The organism is Streptomyces sp. NBC_00582, assembly GCF_036345155.1.
In the GTDB taxonomy this organism is placed as follows: domain Bacteria; phylum Actinomycetota; class Actinomycetes; order Streptomycetales; family Streptomycetaceae; genus Streptomyces.
In genome coordinates, this window is record NZ_CP107772.1 from 2,237,418 (window position 1) to 2,255,124 (window position 17,707).

Below are 17,707 nucleotides of genomic sequence, written 5' to 3' on the forward strand. Positions count from 1 at the left end.
TCCAGCACAAATCGTGCGGGGGCTCCTGTCAATGGGGCACCGGGGGCGCACCTCCCGGCGGGCGGGCGCCCCTCAGGGGCCGGGTGCCCCGTGGGGAGGGTTCGACGCGTCCGGACGGAGGGGTTCCACCGCCCGGCGGGGCGGTCGGTGACCAGCGCGTCCCCCGGGTGGCCGTGAGGCCTGTCCCCTACGTGCCGCCACCGGCCGGTGCGCGAGGGGCGGGTCGGCCGGTGGCGGGGGGTGTCGGGTCAGGCGAGCTTGGCCGACAGGGTGATCGTGGTGCCGGTGAGGGCCTGGCTGACGGGGCAGTTCTTCTTGGCGTCCTCGGCGGCGGCGACGAACGCGTCGTCGTCGATGCCGGGGACCGTGCCCTCGACGGTGAGGTGGATGCCGGTGATGCCCTCACCGGGCTGGAAGGTGACGTCGGCGGAGGTGACGAGCTTGGTGGGCGGGGTGCCCGCGCCGGCCAGCCCGTGCGACAGCGCCATGGAGAAGCAGCTGGAGTGGGCGGCGGCGATCAGCTCCTCCGGGCTGGTCTTGCCGTTCGCCGCCTCGGCGCGCGACGGCCACGACACCGGCTGCTGACCGATGCCGGAGGAGTCGAAGGTGACGACTCCGTTGCCCTCGAGCAGGTTGCCTTCCCAGACGGTGTGAGCGGAGCGCGTGGTGGCCACGGTTGTTCCTTTCGCGTGGGTTTCCCGTCGGACGGGTTTCCGTGAGTCCCATCCGATCACATTCCGGCTCAGCGCACCCGGAACACCGGCCCCTGAGCCGTGAACGGCAGCCGGGCGCCCTGGGGGATCAGGTAGGCGTGGTCGCGGCGCACGCGCAGGGTGTCGCACCAGCCGTCGGTGATGACCAGGACGGGAGCGTCGCGCGGGAAGTCGTCGGCGCGGTGCAGCAGGTCGATGCCGGGCTGCAGGACCGTACCGCCGCGGCCGCGCACCCGGACCCGGTCGGCGATCTCGGTGACGGGCAGATAGCCGGCGTCGTGCGGGGCGGCGTCGCAGAAGACGACGCGGGCGGCGGGGACGTCGCGGGCCTCGGCGTAGGAGGCGATGGCGCCGAGGGCCTTGCCGAGGAGGCCGGTGTTCATGGAGCCGGAGGTGTCCAGGACGACGCCGAAGGTGCAGCGGGGCACCTCCTCGGGCGGGAAGTACCGTCCGGCGCGCGGGATGTCGGGGGTGGAGGCCTGGCGGCGCGCGGGGCGGGCGTAGGACCGTACGGGCTCGGGGCGGGGGACGAACTCGTCGAACCAGCGGGCGAGGCGGGCGTCCCAGGGCAGCGGAGGATGGCTGAGGGCGCGGATCTCCTCGACGAGCCCGCCGGGGAGCAGGCCGCGTTCCTCCCGCTGGTGCAGGTCGAGGCCGTGGGCGAGGCCGCGCCGGTAGAAGCCGTCGAGGTCGACTCCGTCGCGGGGCGGGCCGATCGGGCCGCCGAGGACGTCGCCGACGCCCCGGCCGCGCAGGGTGGACAGGCGGCGCAGGCGGCGCAGGTCGCCGGCGATGCGGTCGTAGACCTCCTCGGCGGACAGACCGGCGAGCTCCGGGTCGTACAGCAGGCCGTCGGGCATGGTGCCGATCTGCATCTCGCGCAGCCAGCCGTTGATGACGTAGTCGCAGGCGACGTTGAAGAGGTAGGGGTCGCGGGGGCCGCAGCGGTCGCCGTGGCGCAGGGCGGCGTGCAGCATCTCGTGGGCGAGGACGAACCGCCACTCCTCGTCCTCGAGCCGGTACAGCGGGTTGAGGTAGATCTCGCCGGCCTCGGCGTCGACGGCGGCGATCTGGATGCCGTGGGCGCGGGCGAGCTCGGCGTTGGGGACGAGCCTGATGCCGGCCGCGATGCCGCCGAGCAGGGGGTAGGAGGAGACGAACCAGCTCAGGGCCCGCTCCCAGGGGCGCTTCGGGTCCAGGTCGTCGTCGAGGGAGGCGCGTCGGCCGCCCGCCATGTCCATGGCCGCGGACACCGTCCGGGTGAGGGCGGTGGCGAAGGCGAGCTGACGGTCGGCGGGCTGTCCGTGCCGCCGGGTGTCCCAGGTCAGCAGGAGCTGGTCCGGTTCCGGGCCGGCGGTGCCGCAGTGCTGGTAGGCGGTCGGGAGGCCGTCGCGGCGCCAGCGGGCGGCGAGCTGTTCCTCGTCGCCGTCGGGGTAGGTGAGCGGCAGGTCCTCGGGGGGTCTGCCGACGGGGAAGGTGAGCAGGAAGCGGTTGACGACGGTGCAGCGGGCGGAGAGTTCGTACCGGTCGGGCTGGACCCGTACGCCGTCGGCCGCCGGGAGGTGGCCGAAGCCGAGGTGGAGGGCGGCGTGGGCGAGGGACCAGGCCCAGACGGCGGGGTCGGCGATCCGGGCCGGGTGGGCGTGGACGGCGCCGTCGGAGTCGACCCGGACGAGGCCGTCGCGGGGCGCCAGCTCGCAGTCCTCCTCCCGGCACACGCCGAAGGCGACGGCGTCGAGGGCCGGATTGGCGTGCATCAGCCGCAGCCCCTCCGCGAACGCCTCCGCCGCCAGATCCCGCTTCTTCTTCCCCCGCCCACCCCGACTCACCGGCCTCCCCCCGTCCGCCCCGCCGCCACGCGCCGGTCCGGCGTACAGCGGTGGCCCGAGGCCGGCCCGCGCCGCGCCCTCGTCCGCCCCACCGCCAAGCCCCGGTCCGGCGTACAGCGGTGGCCCAGGGCCGGCTCGCGCCACGCCCCCGTCCGGCTTGCCGCCGGGGCCCGCGAACGGCTCACGACCACACAACCGTCCGGCCCGCCGCAGTGGCCGGTCGGTGCGTGCTCGTCGCCGTTCACCGTCGGGCCTCCACCAGTCGGGGCATGTCGCGGGCCGCCTCCACCAGGAACCAGGAGGGCAGGACGGGGTTGCCGTCGGGGTCGGAGGCGATGACGGTCTGGGCGACCTCGACGGAGATCTCGGCGAGCTGGACGAGCAGCGACTTGGCGCGGTACGCGGTCTGCCGGCCGTTGGCCGACATGTGTTCGCGGACGGCGGGGAGTTCCTTGATCAGCCGGCCGCGGAAGGAGTCGGCGAGGTAGTAGAGCAGGTCGCGGTCCTCGACGCGGTGCGGCCAGGGCGCGTCGCCGCGCAGGACGGCCTCGATGCCGTACCGGCTGCGGACGATCTTGACGTAGCCGCAGAAGGCGGTGGCGTGCGCGGGGGTGAGCGTGCCGTGGGCGAGGACCTTGAGGGTGTCCTCGTCGAGGTCGCGGCCGAAGGAGTGCAGCGCGTCGGAGAGCATGTGCCAGGAGCGGGGCGTGGAGAAGGGCTCCTCGGTCTTCGGCGGCTTGGACCACAGGTGGTCGGGCCGGTCGGTGAGGTGGTCGAGGATCCAGGGGTGGATGCCGTGGGCGGCGGCCCAGGCCAGCCAGTCCCTCGGGGAGGCCTCCAGGTGGACGTGGGTGAGGCGGTTGACGAGGGCGGAGGCGATGGGCCGGGCGAGCGCGTTGTCGGTGGCGCGGTTGCCGGCGCCGATGACGATCGAGCCCGCGGGGAGTTCGTAGGTGCCGATACGGCGGTCCAGGATCAGCGAGTAGAACGCCTTCTGCACGTCCGGGGTGGCCGCGTTGAGCTCGTCCAGGAACAGGCAGTACGGCTCGTCGCGGGCGATCGCCTCCGGCGGGCAGAACACCGACCGTCCGTCGCGGATCTGCGGCACGCCGATCAGGTCCTCGGGCGCGAGCTGCGTGCCGAGCAGGCTCACGCACTCCAGGCCCAGTGACTCGGCGAACTCGCGGACCAGGGAGGACTTGCCGATGCCGGGGGCTCCCCAGAGGAAGACGGGCCGCACGGTGGCGAGGCCGAGGAGGAGTTCGGGGATGCGGGAGGGCGTGACGGTGACGGCAGCCTGCAACGCTGCTGCTCCTTGGGGCCGGGGCGGGAACGACACGGCCAGTGTGGGTGTACGGCCGGGGCGGCGCAGCCGATTTTCAGGCGGCCCGTTCCTCCGGTGCGGGCTCCAGGGGGATCTGGGGGCCGTCGGATTCGCGCAGCCAGCGGCGCAGGACGCGGTGGACGTGTTCGGCGCCCGTCAGGGCCGCGCCGTCCTCGACGGGCGCGGACAGGTCGAGCGGGGACAGCAGGAAGGGTCGGGACTGGGCGCCGCCGAGGCCGCCGTGGGAGCCGATCTGCTCCTCGAAGGCGAGGACCTCGCCGTCGGCGGGGTCGAGGAAGGAGTTGACCATGATGTCGGCGGTGTGCGGGAAGGAGTGGGTGCGGCGCACGGCGTCGGCGGCGCCGGGTCCGAACGGCGCGAGCGGGCCGGGGTCGTCGTCGAGCCGGTCCAGGGGTGTCTCGGCGCCGTACGCGCCGAGGACGACCCCGCCGTGCTCCTCGCTGCGGACCAGCAGGAAGCCGATGCCGGGGTGGTTGGCGAGGGTGGACAGCAGGGCGGGGTGACGGGCGTCGATCTCCTCCTTGGTCATGCGGTGCGGGACGTCGGGGAAGGAGATCAGGCCGAGGTTGCCGGAGGCGAGGACGATCGGCTCGGAGCGGCGGCCGGCGGGCCGGTGCCGTGCGCCGCCCTCCTCGACCGGCCGGCGCAGGGCGGCGCGGACGGCGGCGCGGGCCTCGGCGCCGCTGTGGGTGCGTTCGGCGCGGCGCGGCACGGGCAGTCCGCAGCCGGCCCGCACCAGGTCGCCGAGGGTGAGGCCGTAGCGGGCGCGGAAGGTCTCGCCGGGGCTCTGGCCGTGGTCGGACAGGACGACGATCCGGTAGGGGCGGGGGGCGTGCTCGGCGGCCTTCTCGATCAGGGCGAGGGCCCGGTCGAGGCGGCCGAGGACCTGGGCGGTGTCCCGGCCGAGCGGCCCGGAGTGGTGGGCGACCTCGTCGTAGGCGACGAGGTCGGCGTAGACGGCGGTGCGGCCGGCGAGGAGGTCGCCCATGACGGCGGCCACGACGACGTCCCGTTCGACGACGGTGGCGAAGGCGCGGACGAACGGGTAGAGCCCGCCGCGGCCCACGCGCGGGCGGTCCCCGCGCAGTCGGGCGCGGGTGGACTGGGTGATCTCGCGGACGACCTCGGCGACGAAGGACAGGGCGGTGCGCACGGCGTTGGCGGGGTCGGAGAAGTAGGCGAAGTAGCCGGCGCGGGAGCGGGTGTCGCGGCCTCGTCTGCGGGTGGCGATGGACAGCACGAGGGCCTGTTCGTCGGCGCCGCCGCCGAAGAGGTTGCCGCGGCTCGCGCCGTCGAGGGTGAGCAGTCCGCCGTCGCCGGTGCGCTCGACGGCGCGGCGCTGGAGTTCCGCGGCGCTGGTGGGGCGGTTGCTGACCATCACCTCCCCGCTGTCCTTCTCGTACCAGCGGAAGGCGGGCACGTCGTGGTTGCTGCCGTGCAGGATGCCGAGCTGACTGGCGCCGGTCTGACTGGACCAGTCGGTGTGCCAGGGGGTGAGCCGGTGGGTGGGGGGCGCCGTGGGCCCGGGGACCGGGCCGGGGTGGCCGAGCCAGGTGGCGACGGTGGGCATCAGGCCGTCGCGGACGGCGGCGGCCAGGACGTCGTGGCCCACGCCGTCGAGTTGGAGGAACACGGTGCCCGGGGTGGGGGCGCAGGGCGGGCCGCCTCTGCGGCGGCGGTCGGCGAGGCGGTAGAGGCGGCGGCGGTAGGCGTCGTCGTCGCGGACGGCGAGGGCGCCGCCGGTCGCGGAGGCGACGGCGGACATCACGGCGGCGACGATGACGGCGGTCTCGGGGGCGGCCTCGGTCTGCCCGGAGGGCGTCAGTCTGAGCGCTATCAGCAGCAGGGAGCCGTTGAGGAAGAACACCAGCAGGCCGAGGACGAGCGCGGGCACCAGCAGCAGCAGGCGGACGAGGAGGGGCCAGACCAGGGCGGACAGCAGGCCGAAGACACCGGCGCCGACGGCCGCGGTGACGGCGATGGTGGTGGCGCTGTCGCCGTCGGCGGACTGCAGACGGAAGTCCGGCAGGATCCCCGCGAGCACCAGCATCGTCAGGGTGGAGACGGCCCACACCGCGAGACTCCGCCCCGCCTGGCTGACGGCTCGCCGCCACCGCACCCCTCGCACGCCCCGTTCACCTCGTCTTCCGGCCCCGACGCCGTGAGGAGGGGCCGTCGTCCACCCTGTCACACGGGCCGGACGACGGGGCCGGTCCCTGTCCTCACCGTCCGTCGTACCCGGCCGTCGGCATCGACAGCCGCCGGTGGACGTGGGCCTTCATCTGGGCGTCGTAGGCGGGTTCGGGGGAGCCGACGGTCTCCACGCGCACCCCGCGGCGGGCGCACTCCTCGGTGAACTCCTCGACGTCCGACAGGGCGCTCTCGAGGACGCGGCGGCTGGGCGCGACGAACAGGTCGACGCCGGGCCGCACCCCGTCCCACAGGACGCAGTGGTCGGCGCGCAGCCCGCGCACCAGCAGTTCGCGGCGGACGGTGTAGCCCCGCTGGGCGGCCCAGCGCGCGCACATGGCGTGCTGGCTGCGGGAGTCCACCAGGAAGGGATCGGCGTCCAGTTCCTCGAGCGGCGTCAGACTCGCGATCGCCGTGACCCGCGTCGGTCCCATGGCGTCCCCCTCACCTCCGGGTTTCGCCGCCGACCCTACTCCTGCCCGTAGGCTTCGGGGGAGTCGCGCGAAGGAGGCAAAGGGGTGCCGGTGGAGATCACCTGGTGGGGTCACGCGACCTGCACGGTCGAGGATGCGAACGTGCGCGTGCTGACCGACCCTCTGTTCGCACGCCGGCTCGCGCATCTGCGGCGCCGCCGGGGCGCTCCGCCGCCGCCGGACGCGTGGCGGGCGGACGTGGCGGTGGTCTCCCATCTGCACGCCGACCATCTCCATGTGCCGTCGCTGGCGCGCCTCGCGCCGGGTACGCGCCTGCTGGTGCCCCGGGGTGCGCCGCGCGCCGTGCCGGGGCTGCGGCGGCTCGCTCATCTGCGGGTCAGCGAGATGGAGCCGGGTGACGAGACCTCGGTGGGCGGGGTGCGGATACGGGCGGTGCCGGCGCGGCACGACGGGCGGCGGCTGCCGCTGGGGCCGCACCGCTCCCCCGCGCTCGGGTATGTCGTCGAGGGGGAGGCGCGCACCTACTTCGCGGGGGACACGGGGCTGTTCGAGGAGATGGCCGGGGAGGTCGGGCCGGTCGACGTGGCGCTGCTGCCGGTGGGCGGCTGGGGTCCGTATCTGGGCGAGGGGCATCTGGACGCGGGCCGGGCGGCCGAGGCGCTGGCGCGGCTGGCGCCGGGGAGCGCGGTGCCGGTGCACTACGGCACGTACTGGCCGATCGGGATGGACGCCGTGCGCCCCCATGAGTTCCATGCGCCGGGTGAGGAGTTCGTGCGCCTTGCGGCGCGGCGTGCGCCGGGCGTGACGGTGCACCGGCTGGGGCACGGTGAGAGCGTGCGCCCGGAGGTCGCCCGGTGAGGTGGTGGTTCGCCGCGGCCGCCACGGCGGTGGTGCCGACGGAGTCCACGCAGCAGGCGATCGGCTATCCGTCGTTGTTCCTGCTGGTGTTGATCGGGGCGCTGGTGCCGGTGGTGCCGACGGGGGCGCTGGTGAGTTCGGCGGCGGTGGTGGCGTTCCATCAGACGGCGCCGTTCTCGCTGGCGCTGGTGTTCCTGACGGCGTCGCTGGCGGCGTTCCTCGGGGACGCGGCGCTGTACTGGCTGGGGCGGCGCGGGATGCGCTCGAAGAACGGCTCGCGCTGGCTGGAGGCGATCCGTGGGCGGGCGCCGCAGGAGCGGCTGGAGCAGGCGCAGGCGCGGCTCGCCGAGCACGACGTGGCCGTGCTGGTGCTGTCCCGGCTGGTGCCGGCGGGCCGGATCCCGGTGATGCTGGCCTGTCTGATGGCCGACTGGCCGCTGCGGCGGTTCGTGCGGGGCAATCTGCCGGCCTGTCTGGCGTGGGCGCTGACGTATCAGTTGATCGGGATTCTGGGTGGTTCGCTGTTCCCGGAGCCGTGGCAGGGTGTGGTGACGGCGGTCGCGCTGACCGTCGTGATCAGCGCGGCGCCGAGCGTGTGGCGCCGGATCAGGAAGTCCGACGCCGCCTAGGCCGTGTCTGACAATTCCCGTCGTCGCCCGGAGGGCGGCCTGGCGGCGTCAGGTGCGTGCTCTCGGCGTGCCGGGCGTAGACCCTCGTACTGGGCGTACTCGGGTCTGCGCCCGGTGCGCCGAGAGTGCGTGCATGGCGTCGCGAGGCAGACGGGAATTGTCAGACACGGCCTAGTGCCGCGGGGCAGGCGGGACGTTGCGGACAGGGTCTAGGGCTGTGCGGCGGACAGGCCCTGGCCGAGGACGCGTGAGCCTCCGACGGGCAGGTCCCACAGGTCCTCGCGGGCCAGGCCCGCCTTGTCCCAGGCCGCCCGGACGCGTCGCAGGGGTTCGAGGACCGGTTCCGCGGAGAGGACGAACGTCGCCCAGTGCATGGGGGCCATCCGGCGGGCGCCGAGGTCGAGGGCGGCTCTGACGGCCTCCTCGGGGTCGCAGTGGACGTCGCTGAGCCACCAGCGGGGGTCGTAGGCGCCGATCGGCAGGAGGGCGAGGTCGATGCCGGGGTAGCGGCGGCCGATGCGGGAGAACCAGTGGCCGTAGCCGGTGTCGCCCGCGAAGTACAGCCGCTGTCCGTCGGGGGCGGTGAGCACCCAGCCGCCCCACAGGGAGCGGCAGGTGTCGAGGAGGGAGCGCTTGGACCAGTGGTGGGCGGGGACGAAGTCGAAGCGGACGCCGGACAGTTCGGCCGCCTCCCACCAGTCCAGCTCGGTCACGTGCGTGAACCGGCGCCGCCGGAACCAGCGTCCGAGCCCGGCGGGCACGAACACGGGGGTGTCGCGCGGGAGTCGGCGCAGCGTCGGCGCGTCGAGGTGGTCGTAGTGGTTGTGGCTGATGACGACCGCGTCGACGGGCGGCAGGTCCTCCCAGGGGACGCCGACGGGGGTGATGCGGGCCGGGGTGCCGAGGATGCGGCGGGACCAGACCGGGTCGGTGAGGACGGTGAGGCCGCCGATGCTCAGCACCCAACTGGCGTGTCCCGCCCAGGTGACGGCGACGGTGCGGGCGTCCACGCGGGGCAGCGGGGCGGGCGCGAAGGGCAGCCGGGGGACGTCGGCGAGGCCCTCCTTGCCGGGGCGTACGGAGCCCTCGCGGGCGAAGCGGGCGAGGGCCTTGAGGCCGGGCAGCGGGGCGGTCAGCCGGTCGTGGAAGGTACGCGGCCACACCCGCCGCTCCCCCGGCGGGCGGGGGTCGGCGAGGGGCGGGACGAGGGAGTCGGTGTCCTGCGGGGGCACGGGTTCGGCGGTGGTGGTGGTCGACTCGGACTGCTGCGTCATCGAGGAGGCTCCCATCGCTGAGCGTCGTCACGGAGATCGTCGAGGACCGACCTCAGAAGCACCAACGCGCGTTGCACCTGTGGCAGTTCCAACGGCGTGGGTGAGGTGAGGCATTCCGCGCGCTCGGCGTCCGTGGCGCCCAGCAGCGGGCCGGTGGACAGCCGTACCCGCAGCGCCCCGAGGTCGTCCCCGAAGCGATGGCCGCCGGGCGCGGGCATGCCCAGCCGGGTGGTGAGGAGGTCCTCCAGGTCCTGGGCGTCGGCCACCCCGCGCGCGGCGAGCGCCTCCCGCAGCGGGCCGAGGTCGGCGTACAGGTGCCGTCCGGCCCTCGGCGGCAGGGCGAGGGCGCCCGCGGCCACCACGGTGGCGTGCAGCGCGTGGGCCACGCGCGCGTGGAGCCGTACGGTGGCGGTCACGCGCGCGGTGACCGGGGCGGGCTCGGTCAGGGCGTACGCGGCGGCGGCGGCGACCGGTGCGGCCACGCGCGCGTCGAGCGCGGTGAGGACGTCGAGCACGCGCGCGTGGAGGTCGTCGCCGACGGCCGAGGCGGGCAGGCGGGCGACGGCGGCGGGCCAGCCGCCGGGCAGCAGCGCGCCCGCCAGGTCGGTGACGACGGTGACCTGTCCGGGCAGCATCTCGGCGGGGCTGACCAGCACGGTGTCGTGCGGGGCGTGCAAGGTGTCGCGCCAGGTCTCGTCGCTGACCAGGTGCAGGCCCTCGCCGGCGGCGGCCTCGACGGCCTCGTGGAGCACCTCGGGCGGTGCGACGGTGGCGGTGGGGTCGTCGGCGACGGACAGCACCAGCAGCCGGGGGTCCCCGCCCTCGGCCCGCACCCGGCGCACGGTCTCCAGCAGGGCGTACGGGTCGGGTACGCCCCCGCACTCGGCGGGCGTCGCCACATGGAACACGGGCCGCCCGAGCAGCCGGGCGTACGGCGCCCACCAGGCCGCGCAGGGCCGGGGCACCAGGACGTCGCCGCCGAGCGCGGCGGTCAGCGCGAGCAGCAGCGCGGGGGCGCCGGGTGCGGCGACGGCCCGGCCGGGTCCGGCGGGGGTGCCGCGTCGTTCCTCGTAGCCGCGGGCGGCGTCGAGGAGCTCGGGGCCGCCGCCGACGGGTTCGCCGTACGCGCGCGGGGCGGCCCGGGCGAGGACGTCGGCGAGTTCCGGGAGCACGGGCAGCCCGTCGGGCGGGGGCGGGGGGCCGTAGCGGACGGGTCCGTGGTCCTCCGGTTCCGTGCGCCGCATGGGGTCCTCCGCGCAGTCCGTCCCTGGTGCCGGGTGCCGGCGGCCGTCGGGGGCCGCGGGGGGTGCGGTGCCCGGGGTGCCGGTGGTGCGTGACGTGTCGTACGGGGCGGATCGTGCCCCGGGGCTCTGCGTACCCCGTGGGCCGGGTCCCATGGCCGCCCGCTCGCGTTGCGCAGGTCACAGCGGGGGCGGGCCGGCCGTGGAGGGTCAGGCGTCCGCCGCGGGCCTGCGGCGGCGCAGCAGCCGGTGTGCGGCGGCGCCGAACGCGCCGGCGATCAGCAGTCCGCCGGCGACGAGCGCGGGCACCGAGTCGCGGAAGGTACCGCCGGTGCCGGCCCGGACGCCGTGTTCGACGGTGGCGGGGGTGGTGGGGCGCTGTGTGGGGTGCGCGGTGGGGCACGGCTTGTCGTGGGGGCAGGCGGGGCCGCCGTCGCAGGACGGGGCGTTCTGGCCGGGGGCCGGGAGGCAGGGCGGGATGCCGCTCGCGTCGGCGCTGCCGCCGGAGGCGGAGGTGGGCCGGTTGACGTCGAAGGTCGCGCTCCACGGGCTGCCCCGGCCGCCGGGCGGTGCCGGGCAGGTGCCGTCCACGGTCCAGGCGGTGTCGGGGCCGAGCCCGCCGTCGTCCCGGCCGAGATCGGGGGCGATGTGGGCGCTGCCCTGATAGGAGGGTCCGGTGCCCTTCTCGCCGTCGCCGGGAAGGCCGGTGGAGACACCGCCGGAGGCTTCACCGGGGACATTCCCGGAGGCTTCACCGGGGACATTCCCGGAGGCTTCACCGGGGACATCCCCGGAGGCTTCACCGGGGACATTCCCGGAAGCGCCGCTGGAGACGTCGCCAGGGACATCGCCGGAAGCGCCGCCGGAGACGTCACCGGGGACATCGCCGGGAAGGCCGCCGGGGACATCGCCGGAGGCTTCGCCGGGAAGGCCACCCGAGACGTCGCTCGGGGCATCGCCCGAAGCGTCGCCGGGGACATTGGCGGAAGCGCCGCCGGTGACCTCCCCGGGAACGCCGCCGGAGGCCTTGGCGGGGACGTCGCCGGACACCTTGACGAGTTTGACGGTTCCCTCGGAGAACGCCTGTGAGACGGCGTCCAGGGTCTCGGGGGCCGGGCCGTCGAGGGGGTCGCAGGAGACCGACACGGTGACGCTGCCCCCCGGGTCGACGCTCCCCGGGCCGACCTCGGCCGCCGGATCGGCGACCGCGACCGGCCCGGCGGCGACCAACAGGGCGGCGGCGAGGAGGAAGGGGGCGGTGCGGCGCATGGGACGGCTCCTTCGGCCGACGAGGCGGGGCACGGCGTTCACGCCCCGCTCCCATCACAGCCCCGGTCCCCCGCGACCGCGCGCGGCCACGGTCCATTGGGGTCCATTGGCGGGACGGGGGCCCGCCACTCGGGTGACGCCCCGAGCCGGGGGCCCAGGTTTTCGGGGCCCGCCCGGGGTCACTCGGCACTCGTCCCGCCGTACGTCGGGACGCCCGTTTCCCGATCCTCCGGGAGGTCCCGTCCATGAGCACCCAGGTCTCCGACCACATCCTGCAGCGGCTGCGCGAGTGGGGCGTGGAGGAAGTCTTCGGCTATCCCGGCGACGGCATCAACGGCCTGCTGGCAGCCTGGGGCCGGGCCGAGAACCGGCCGCGGTTCGTGCAGGCACGGCACGAGGAGATGGCCGCCTTCCAGGCGACCGGCTACGCCAAGTTCAGCGGCCGCCTCGGCGTGTGCGCGGCGACCTCCGGGCCGGGCGCGATCCATCTCCTCAACGGTCTGTACGACGCCAAGCTCGACCATGTGCCGGTGCTGGCGATCGTCGGCCAGACGCATCGCACGGCGATGGGCGGCTCGTACCAGCAGGAGGTGGACCTGCACACCCTGTTCAAGGACGTCGCCTCGGACTTCGTGGAGACGGTGACGGTCCCGGAGCAGTTGCCGAACGTCCTGGACCGGGCGATCCGCACCGCGTACGCCCGCCGCTGCCCGACCGCGGTCATCGTCCCCGGGGACGTGCAGGAGCTCGACTACTCCGCCCCCACGCACGAGTTCAAGATGGTGCCCTCCAGCCTGGACCGCAGCGGCTGGACGGCGATCCCCTCCGAGGACTCCCTGGAGCGGGCCGCGGAGGTCCTCAACTCCGGTGGCAAGGTGGCGATCCTGGTCGGGCAGGGCGCGGCCGGTGCCCGCGAGGAGGTCGAACAGCTCGCCGGACTGCTGGGCGCGGGCGTGGCGAAGGCCCTGCTCGGCAAGGACGTCCTCAGCGACGAACTCCCCTACGTCACCGGCTCGATCGGTCTGCTCGGCACCCGCCCCTCCTACGAGCTGATGCGGGACTGCGACACCCTGCTGACCATCGGGTCCTCCTTCCCCTACACGCAGTTCCTGCCGGAGTTCGGCAAGGCGCGGGGCGTGCAGATCGACATCGATCCGCACATGGTGGGGATGCGGTATCCGTACGAGGTGAATCTCGTCGGCGACGCCCGGGCGACGCTGCGGCGGCTGATCCCGATGATCCGCGGCGAGGAACGGGGCCGCGAGTGGTTCGACACGGTCTGCGACAACGTACGGCGCTGGCACGAGGTGATGGAGCGGCGGGCCGCGCTGTCCGCCGACCCGATCAACCCGGAGCACGTGGCCCGCGCTCTGGACCCGCTGCTGCCGGCCGACGCGATCGTCACCTCCGACTCCGGGTCGGTCGCCAACTGGTACGCGCGGCACCTCACCCTGCGGCCCGGTATGCGCGCCTCCCTCTCCGGCACGCTGGCGACGATGGGCTGCGGGGTGCCGTACGCGATCGGGGCGAAGTTCGCCCACCCGGACCGGCCGGCGATCGCGCTCGTCGGGGACGGGGCGATGCAGATGAACGGCCTGGCCGAGCTGATCACCGCCGCCAAGTACCGTGACCTGTGGGAGGATCCGCGGCTGGTGGTCGGCGTGTGGAACAACCACGACCTGAACCAGGTGACCTGGGAGATGCGCGCCATGGAGGGCGCGCCGTCGTTCCTGCCCTCGCAGGAGCTGCCCGATGTGCGGTACGCGGCGTTCGCCCGTTCGCTGGGACTGACCGGGGTGCGGGTGGAGAAGCCGGAGGACGTCGAGGCGGGCTGGCGCACGGCGCTGGAGGCGGACGGCCCGGCGGTCGTCGAGTTCCTCACCGACCCGGCCGTGCCGCCGATCCCGCCGCACGCGACGTGGGAGCAGATGGAGGCGACGGCGGAGTCGATCGCCAAGGGGGACACGGACCGGGGTTCCATGATCCGGCAGGGGTTCAAGGCGAAGGTCCAGGAGTTCCTGCCGGGGAGGAAGTGACGGGCGTATGCGATGTACGGCGGGACGGATATCGCATACCGACCTCGCCGACGGCATCGCATACGGACATCCGTCTCCGGGATCCCGTGTCGGCCCCCTCCCCTCGGGTACGCGGTGGGCCGACCCCGAGGTTCTGGAGGGAGACATGCAGCGAGGCAGTGACCGGCTGAGCGTGCACCGGGACGAGGAGATGAAGCACGAACTGCAGGGTCTGCTGCGGTCCGGGCACCCCACACGGTCCGAGGAGTGGCACGACCCGGAGCCGTCCGCGGAGGACGATCCGCCCGTCTGGGGCGGTCCGGTGGTGCCGGGTGCCTCCCGGGCGTCGCTGGCGACGGTCCGGCAGGAGCTGGGCCGGACCCTGGGGCGCGGCCCCTTCCCCGCGGGCCCGGGCGAACTGTCCGTGGCCCTGCGCCGCAGGAACGCGCCGGACGCGCTCGTGGAGGCCGTACGACGGCTGCCGCACAAGGAGCGTTACGCCAACGCGGCCGAACTGGCCGAGGCGCTGGTCGCCGACGGCCGGTGAGAGGTGGGCCGCCGCCGGCACGGCGAGGCGTCGTCGTGCCGGCGGCCGGCGGCACGGGCAAGGAACAGCGAACGGCGCGCCGGGGGCGACGCGGCCGGCCGACGTGCCACGAAAGGACGTTGAACGATCATGCGCATCGCGTTTCTGACGGCGCCCGAAGGCGTCGAACAAGTCGAACTCACCGATCCCTGGCAGGCCGCGGCGGAGGCCGGCCACGAGCCCGTGCTGGTGTCGACGCAGTCCGGTGAGGTGCAGGCCTTCGACCATCTCGACAAGGCGGACACGTTCACGGTGGACGAGGTGGTCGGCGAGACCTCCGCGGACTCCTTTGGCGGGCTGGTCCTGCCGGGCGGCGTGGCGAACCCAGACTTCCTGCGCACGGAGCCCGAGGCCGTGGCGTTCGTGCGGGACTTCTTCGCGCAGGGACGGCCGGTCGCCGCGATCTGCCACGCCCCGTGGACGCTCGTCGAGGCGGACGTCGTGCGGGGCCGTGTGCTGACCTCGTGGCCGAGTCTGCGGACGGACGTCCGCAACGCGGGCGGCACCTGGGTCGACGAGCAGGTGAAGGTCTGCGACCACGGACCCAACAAGCTGGTCACCAGCCGCAAACCGGACGATCTGAAGGCGTTCTGCGAGACGTTCCTGGACGTGTTCGCCGAGGAGACGCGCTGAGCCACGGGATGCGGCTCCGAACGGGCGGGTTCCGTGCTCGATGTCCCCCGAGCGGCATGCCAGTGGTTGCCGTGGATGGGTCGGCGTGTTGGGGTGCAAAAGGTGCGATCGTAACATACGGTGCACATTCGTAACGCTCAGTTACGTCACGAGACACACCATCCAGACAGCAAAGGGGATGTAATGCGCACGCTTCGCAAGGCCGGCCTCGTGGCCGCCATGATCGGCAGCCTCACCCTGGCCGGTGCGGGAGTCGCCTCCGCCTACGAGGGCGGCGGCGACAACCAGGACTGCACGCAGACCGGCGAGGTCAACGTCGGCCTGGTGAACATCTCGGACCTGAACCTCGGCCTCGGGTTCCTCGGCCTCGGCTCGGCCAACCCGGACAACTCGGCCCAGTTCAGCTGCGTCAACGGGGACGGCAGCGGCAGTGTGCAGGTCCAGGGCGGCGACGACGGCCGCCACAAGTAGAGCTTGAACGCTGAACCGGGCGGCCCCGGGATCCGGCTTCGGGTCCCGGGGCCGCTCACGTCCGCCCGGAACCCCCGCCCGCGGAGCCCGGCCCCGTGGAGTCCGACCGCGTGGAGTCCGACCCCGTGGAGCCCGGTCCCCACTTGCCCACCGGGGTCTCCCCCGGAGCCGCCGCGGCCGTGGCGGAGCGGGTGGTGCGGCCGCCGTTCACGGTGGCGGCCCGCTCCCTGGCCCCGTCACGGGTGCGGCCGGGGGCGACGAAACGGCGCGGGTTGCGGCGCAGGTACTCGCCCTCCAGCCGGGCCATGCGGTCGTTGTGGGCGCGCAGGGCGTCGTTCGAGCCGTACAGCAGGGTGTCGTGGCGCGTGCGGTGGATCGTCTCGAGCTCTTTCATGAGCTGCTGGTCGTCCAGCCGGTCCGGGTCGACTCCGGTCATGGTGAGCCCCGCTCGTCGTGTGCGTCGGTTCGGGGAGGGAGCCGTGGCTCTCGCCGCTCTGCCTCCACTGTACGAACATTCCGGCCCCCGGGCCTCCGTGTGCGCCGCCCCCTTGCGGCCCACGGAGCACACACCGCCAGGGGCCCCGCTCACCTCGCGCGTTCCACGCGCCGTTCGTCCCACACCGGCTCCGGGGTCTCGCGGACCCGGCCGTCGCTGCCGAAGACGAGGTAGCGGTCGAAGGAGCGGGCGAACCAGCGGTCGTGGGTGACGGCGAGGACCGTGCCCTCGAAGGCCTCCAGACCCTCCTGGAGGGCCTCGGCGGATTCCAGGTCGAGGTTGTCGGTGGGCTCGTCGAGGAGGAGGGCGGTGGCGCCCTCCAGCTCCAGCAGGAGGATCTGGAAGCGGGCCTGCTGGCCGCCGGAGAGCCTGTCGAAGGTCTGTTCGGCCTGCTGGGTGAGCTCGTAGCGGCGCAGCCGGGACATGGCCGCGCCGCGGTCCTGGGAGTGCTCCTTCCACAGGATGTCGAGGAGGGCGCGGCCCTGGAGTTCGGGGTGGGCGTGGGTCTGGGCGAAGTGGCCGGGCACCACGCGCGCGCCGAGCTTCCAGTCGCCGGTGTGCGTCACGTCGTCGCCGGCGAGGAGGCGCAGGAAGTGGGACTTGCCGGAGCCGTTGGAGCCGAGGACGGCGACGCGCTCGCCGTAGAAGACCTCGAGGTCGAAGGGTTTCATCAGGCCGGTCAGTTCGAGCTGCGCGCAGGTGACGGCGCGTACGCCCGTGCGGCCGCCCTTGAGCCGCATCCTGATGTCCTGCTCGCGCGGCGGCTCCGGCGGCGGGCCGGCCTCCTCGAACTTGCGCAGCCTGGTCTGGGCGGCCTGGTAGCGGGAGGACAGCTCATGGCTGATGGAGGCCGCCTGGCGGAGGTTGAGGACGAGCTTCTTCAGCTGGGCGTGCTTCTCGTCCCAGCGGCGGCGCAGCTCCTCGAAGCGGGCGAAGCGTTCCCGGCGGGCCTCGTGGTAGGTGGCGAAGCCGCCGCCGTGCACCCAGGCGTCGGCGCCGGTGGGCGAGGGCTCCACGGAGACGATCTTCTCGGCGGCGCGGGAGAGGAGCTCGCGGTCGTGGGAGACGAACAGGACGGTCTTGCGGGTCTCCTTCAGCCGCTCCTCCAGCCAGCGCTTGCCGGGGACGTCGAGGTAGTTGTCGGGCTCGTCGAGGAGGAGCACCTCGTCGGTGCCGCGCAGCAGCGCCTCCAGCACCAGCCGCTTCTGCTCACCGCCGGACAGGGTCCGTACGAGCCGGAACTGCGCCTTGTCGTACGGCACGCCGAGCGCGGCCGTGGTGCACATGTCCCACAGGGTCTCCGCCTCGTAGCCGCGGGCCTCGGCCCAGTCGGAGAGGGCCTGCGCGTACTGGAGCTGGGCGGCCTCGTCGTCGACGGTCATGATGGCGTGCTCGGCCCGGTCGACGGCCTTGGCGACCTCCTGGACGCGGGGCGAGGACACCGACACGAGCAGGTCGCGTACGGTCGTCTCGTCCCGTACGGAGCCCACGAACTGGCGCATGACGCCGAGCCCGCCGCTGACGGTGACGGTGCCGCCGTGCGGTCTCAGTTCGCCGGAGATCAGGCGCAGCAGCGTGGTCTTGCCGGCGCCGTTGGGGCCGACGAGGGCGACGGCGGCCCCTTCGCCGACCCGGAAGGACACGTCGCCGAGCAACGCCCTCCCGTCGGGGAGGTAGTACTCGAGGTGCGCGGCTTCCATATGTCCCATGAGGAGGCATTCTGC

The 17,707-nt window shown here is 74.2% G+C and carries 15 protein-coding genes and 1 pseudogene; 6 read left to right on the forward strand and 10 right to left on the reverse strand.

The genetic code is table 11. The annotated features are described in order from the left end of the window. Positions 1–248 precede the first annotated feature (248 nt). The 5 genes from OG852_RS09525 to OG852_RS09545 all read right to left on the reverse strand — a co-directional run bounded on the left by OG852_RS09525 (position 249) and on the right by OG852_RS09545 (position 6,511). A complete protein-coding gene (locus OG852_RS09525; RefSeq protein ID WP_133913833.1) occupies positions 249–674 on the reverse strand; it encodes an OsmC family protein in 426 nt (141 codons plus the stop codon). Positions 675–742: 68 nt separating this feature from the next. After that, positions 743–2,542 carry a vWA domain-containing protein gene (locus OG852_RS09530; protein ID WP_330347594.1) on the reverse strand — a complete coding sequence of 600 codons (1,800 nt, stop codon included), beginning with the start codon at positions 2,540–2,542 and terminating at the stop codon, positions 743–745. A gap of 241 nt (positions 2,543–2,783) precedes the next feature. Further along, on the reverse strand, positions 2,784–3,845 hold the full coding sequence (locus OG852_RS09535; protein ID WP_133913835.1) for an ATP-binding protein: 1,062 nt from the start codon (positions 3,843–3,845) through the stop codon (positions 2,784–2,786). Between the two features lie 76 nt (positions 3,846–3,921). Then, on the reverse strand, positions 3,922–6,015 hold the full coding sequence (locus OG852_RS09540; RefSeq protein WP_133913836.1) for a phage holin family protein: 2,094 nt from the start codon (positions 6,013–6,015) through the stop codon (positions 3,922–3,924). A gap of 94 nt (positions 6,016–6,109) precedes the next feature. Beyond that, on the reverse strand, positions 6,110–6,511 hold the full coding sequence (locus OG852_RS09545) for a hypothetical protein (RefSeq protein WP_133913837.1): 402 nt from the start codon (positions 6,509–6,511) through the stop codon (positions 6,110–6,112). A gap of 84 nt (positions 6,512–6,595) precedes the next feature. Here OG852_RS09545 and OG852_RS09550 point away from each other — a divergent pair, with 84 nt between their 5' ends. Both OG852_RS09550 and OG852_RS09555 read left to right on the forward strand, forming a co-directional pair. Next, the gene (locus OG852_RS09550) at positions 6,596–7,369 is read left to right on the forward strand and encodes an MBL fold metallo-hydrolase (RefSeq protein WP_166663588.1); all 774 of its coding nucleotides are present in this window, start codon (positions 6,596–6,598) and stop codon (positions 7,367–7,369) included. After that, positions 7,366–7,998: a DedA family protein gene (locus OG852_RS09555; protein WP_133913838.1), complete on the forward strand. Its 633-nt coding sequence runs from the start codon at positions 7,366–7,368 to the stop codon at positions 7,996–7,998. The genes OG852_RS09550 and OG852_RS09555 overlap by 4 nt, the downstream gene beginning before the upstream one ends. Positions 7,999–8,207: 209 nt before the next feature. Here OG852_RS09555 and OG852_RS09560 read toward each other — a convergent pair whose 3' ends face one another. From OG852_RS09560 to OG852_RS09570, 3 genes are all read right to left on the reverse strand, one after another. Further along, complete coding sequence (locus OG852_RS09560) at positions 8,208–9,272, reverse strand: MBL fold metallo-hydrolase (RefSeq protein WP_330347595.1); 1,065 nt, start codon at positions 9,270–9,272, stop codon at positions 8,208–8,210. Continuing rightward, positions 9,269–10,516 (reverse strand): aminotransferase class I/II-fold pyridoxal phosphate-dependent enzyme, encoded by a 1,248-nt coding sequence (locus tag OG852_RS09565; RefSeq protein ID WP_330347596.1) that lies wholly within the window; start codon positions 10,514–10,516, stop codon positions 9,269–9,271. The genes OG852_RS09560 and OG852_RS09565 overlap by 4 nt, the downstream gene beginning before the upstream one ends. 207 nt (positions 10,517–10,723) lie before the next feature. After that, positions 10,724–11,782, reverse strand: coding sequence for a hypothetical protein (locus OG852_RS09570; RefSeq protein ID WP_330347597.1), 1,059 nt, complete (start codon positions 11,780–11,782; stop codon positions 10,724–10,726). Between the two features lie 245 nt (positions 11,783–12,027). Between OG852_RS09570 and OG852_RS09575 the strand changes: the two genes are divergently transcribed. The 4 genes from OG852_RS09575 to OG852_RS09590 all read left to right on the forward strand — a co-directional run bounded on the left by OG852_RS09575 (position 12,028) and on the right by OG852_RS09590 (position 15,487). After that, positions 12,028–13,818, forward strand: coding sequence for a thiamine pyrophosphate-requiring protein (locus OG852_RS09575; protein WP_330347598.1), 1,791 nt, complete (start codon positions 12,028–12,030; stop codon positions 13,816–13,818). Between the two features lie 145 nt (positions 13,819–13,963). Continuing rightward, a complete protein-coding gene (locus OG852_RS09580) occupies positions 13,964–14,344 on the forward strand; it encodes a DUF2795 domain-containing protein (RefSeq protein WP_133913843.1) in 381 nt (126 codons plus the stop codon). A gap of 129 nt (positions 14,345–14,473) precedes the next feature. Then, positions 14,474–15,016: a type 1 glutamine amidotransferase domain-containing protein gene (locus OG852_RS09585; protein ID WP_133913844.1), complete on the forward strand. Its 543-nt coding sequence runs from the start codon at positions 14,474–14,476 to the stop codon at positions 15,014–15,016. A gap of 183 nt (positions 15,017–15,199) precedes the next feature. After that, a complete protein-coding gene (locus tag OG852_RS09590; protein WP_133913845.1) occupies positions 15,200–15,487 on the forward strand; it encodes a hypothetical protein in 288 nt (95 codons plus the stop codon). A 190-nt stretch (positions 15,488–15,677) separates the two neighbouring features. Here OG852_RS09590 and OG852_RS09595 read toward each other — a convergent pair. Together OG852_RS09595 and OG852_RS09600 are read right to left on the reverse strand one after the other, a co-directional pair. Continuing rightward, positions 15,678–15,991, reverse strand: a pseudogene (locus tag OG852_RS09595) (DUF6158 family protein); the annotation flags it as partial. Between the two features lie 81 nt (positions 15,992–16,072). Next, positions 16,073–17,692, reverse strand: coding sequence for an ABC-F family ATP-binding cassette domain-containing protein (locus OG852_RS09600; RefSeq protein ID WP_330347599.1), 1,620 nt, complete (start codon positions 17,690–17,692; stop codon positions 16,073–16,075). Between the last annotated feature and the right edge of the window lie 15 nt (positions 17,693–17,707).